The sequence below is a fragment of the Nonomuraea sp. NPDC003709 genome, assembly GCF_040610775.1.
Taxonomy (GTDB): domain Bacteria; phylum Actinomycetota; class Actinomycetes; order Streptosporangiales; family Streptosporangiaceae; genus Nonomuraea; species Nonomuraea angiospora_A.
In genome coordinates this window covers 1-2,942 of record NZ_JBEXMW010000077.1, presented here as the reverse complement: position 1 = coordinate 2,942, position 2,942 = coordinate 1, and the positions used below count along the sequence as shown (strand labels likewise).

At 35.1% G+C, this 2,942-nt stretch carries 3 protein-coding genes; all 3 read right to left on the bottom strand.

What is annotated here, in order from left to right; all coding sequences use genetic code 11:
* The coding region (locus ABZX61_RS65680) for a restriction endonuclease subunit S (protein ID WP_355213224.1) at positions 1 to 1,060 on the bottom strand (1,060 nt) is incomplete at its 3' end.
* Positions 1,048 to 1,260 carry a DNA-binding protein gene (locus tag ABZX61_RS65675; RefSeq protein ID WP_200416660.1) on the bottom strand — a complete coding sequence of 71 codons (213 nt, stop codon included), beginning with the start codon at positions 1,258 to 1,260 and terminating at the stop codon, positions 1,048 to 1,050. The genes ABZX61_RS65680 and ABZX61_RS65675, both read right to left, overlap by 13 nt.
* 412 nt (positions 1,261 to 1,672) lie before the next feature.
* Complete coding sequence (locus tag ABZX61_RS65670; protein ID WP_355213222.1) at positions 1,673 to 2,872, bottom strand: RepB family plasmid replication initiator protein; 1,200 nt, start codon at positions 2,870 to 2,872, stop codon at positions 1,673 to 1,675.
* Positions 2,873 to 2,942: the final 70 nt, after the last annotated feature.

Here is a 2,942-nt window from a genome sequence, read left to right as displayed (position 1 = left end):
GAACAATTCGTTTAACTTTTTCTCTAAAAGGACCATTAAGTATGGTATATGCAAAATTAGAATCAAAGTTTTCTTTCGGAGAAATAATTTCAGTTCGTTGATTGATAACATATTCGTTATCTTTTTCTACCAGTAAAGTTCTTCCAATAATTGTTCCATTAGCAGTTTTATCATTTAGCACCATGGTGAGCTCTCCAGAATTAACAACTCGTCCATCTGTAATTTCATTTGATATTGCGCGAATATTTTGATCAACGTATTGGCTATTTAATCCATAGCTACCAATTGAAATAACTTTGTATACACCATATTTGTCAAAATACTTTTCAATAGCTGTTCCGCCTCTGTGATTAGCTACGTCAGATAACTTACGCTCTTCCCAATCGTCAGCAAACCCCGCAAATCGCAATTCAGGAACTTTGGCACCATTTTTAGGGAACATCTTTTGTAAAAAGCCTTTTTTCTGTTCTTTCAATAAATCTAACTTACGTTGATGAAGAGCGATAGTATCGTCTAACTGTTTAAAGAATGACCCGATTTTTTGTTGTTCTGAAAGTTCAGGTACCATAATCGACATTTTCGACATTTGCTTACCTGAAACCTCAACAAAAGTAGATCCTGCACCGGTGACTTCCCCATATCGCTTGAGCTCATTAGTTCTTGAAAAAATAAAATAACTATCAAGTTTATTTTGATCAGGAACAATTGATTGAAACCCTTGATTAGTTGTAGCTTCTTTGGCTAATATAGCGGTGTTTCCGATACCAGCACGAGAAGTAAATAAGACGGTTCCTACTGGTAAAATTCGAGCTGAACTCTTCTTTAGACCTAGTTCAGTAATAGTCTTTTTACTTTTACTAACATAACTTTGTTCTCCAATTTCAGCTGGTGCATACCAATCAATATCACCGTCCCAGTATTCAGGGTTCGATGTACTTGGTGTTCCACCACCAACAATATTAGATAATTCTCCTAACTTACGCTCTTCCCAATCATCCGTAAATCCCGGAAACCTTAATTCTGGAACTTTCTTTTTAACTGAATCATCTATTTTCGCCATAGTCCCCACCATTTTCTTGGTTTTTCTTGTTCTTCTATCCTTTTTTGATCTTTGATTTGTTCCTGCAAATTTTCCAACTTCTCTTTAAGAGCGTTCACTTCATCTTTATATTGATTGTCTAAGTGTTTGAATTCTGTTTCCTGTGAGGGCATTTTGAGAGCTTTTAAGCTGTCATTTTCTGCTTTGTATTCTTCTAACAACTTTTTATCTTGTAAGGCTAGTCGTTGTTGCTGATCTAAAAGATTTTGAGTTTGTTTTTGTACGTCTACTAAACTTTTTATCTGTTCGTCTTTAACAGATATTTGATTATCTTTATTCTTTATTTGCTCTTTTAGATAATTGATTCGTTCATTTTTTTCATCAATTAAACTTGTATTTACGGTGTCTAATTTGGTATCTAAATACTGTCTATTTTGGACACCAACACTATCTAATTTAGTTTTAGGGACATATCCAATATTCCCTTTAATCACTTTTATAGCAGCGTTGTTAAAATAGATAGTACCGTCTAATCTCTGTATCAAATTACTATCTAATTTAGATACTTGATAATGAATTTTCTTTTTTGATACACCCAACTCATCCGCAAGCTCTTTGATCGTTTTTAGATTCTCACTCATGGCTTGCTCCTTTACCTCGAACACTTGCACGTTCTGGTTGGTCAAGGTCTTGTAATTTCACAGTTGGCAAATACTGATCAACTGCCTTTTTAAGATACTTTGCAACGTTCCCTTTTGAATAAGGTTCTTGCTTCTCACGAACGTATGAGAGGTGCTTTTTGACCCCCTCAAGTCCTCGTAATGTTTTGAGTTCGTCATACTTTGGATAAACATTTTTTTGCAAGCCAGCCATAAGTGATGTATCTGTCATTTCATAAGGCGATAAAAGGAAATTTTCAAGCAATAACCTTGTATATCTACTTTCTAACGCTTTACCTGCAAGTGTTTGGTTTGATAATTCTTTTTCGGCTTTCGCTTCCTTGTAGGTCTTGTCCTCTAGCTTATAACTGTTATCGTCTGCTCGACGTTTTTTCGTGATATGAAAGACAATAGAATCAATGCTTTTACCTTTTTTCACTTTCTCATAGGCAATATTAAATGAGGTCCGATCATTGATTTCTTCAAGGGGTTTATCTAAAACTTTCTTGCTAAAGTTAGTGAATAATTTGTATTCATTGACCGTGTCCGTCATTTCTCGTAATTCTCGCATGGAAATTGAAGGATTGCGGTAGGCTTCCACTTGTTCTTCTCGGCGCCCGCCCTTGTAACTATAATGCTCGTACTGGTTATAATTCATAGATAACCAGCGATACAAGATAATGGAATACTTGCTATTGAGTTCTGCAAGATCAGACAAAGCGTGTTGCGTGAAATTTTGTTTTAAATTGATTAAATACGGCATAATTTCAGGACTAAATCGGATCGTTACCTCATCATGATAATCCGTCCACTTAACATAGGGAATCGGCACAATATTTTCAAATTCAAATCCATGTTCTTTTTTTTCTTTAATTTTGAAAAAGGCTTGTTTCTGCATATTCTCGACTGCCTGTTTAAAACGTGTGTGTTTATTGCTGTCGTCCACTTTAAAAAAGGCAAACAGTTCTGCTTTTGACAAATAAACCGTATGATCTTTTGGTGGTTCTTCTGTATCAATGCACGATACGGCTAATTCAAACATTTTGAGTGGGGTTTTATCCATTTTGGCAATAGATGTGATTAAAGAATTATGCTCGACCACTTTACGTTTTGATAATTCGTTCAAGATTTGCACCTGCTTCTGATTTTGTTCATTTTTTGGTATACTAGACATAGAAATACGCTCCTTTGAGTGATTTTAGATACGCATGAAGATTCTCTCGACGATAAGTGTTTCTTCATGC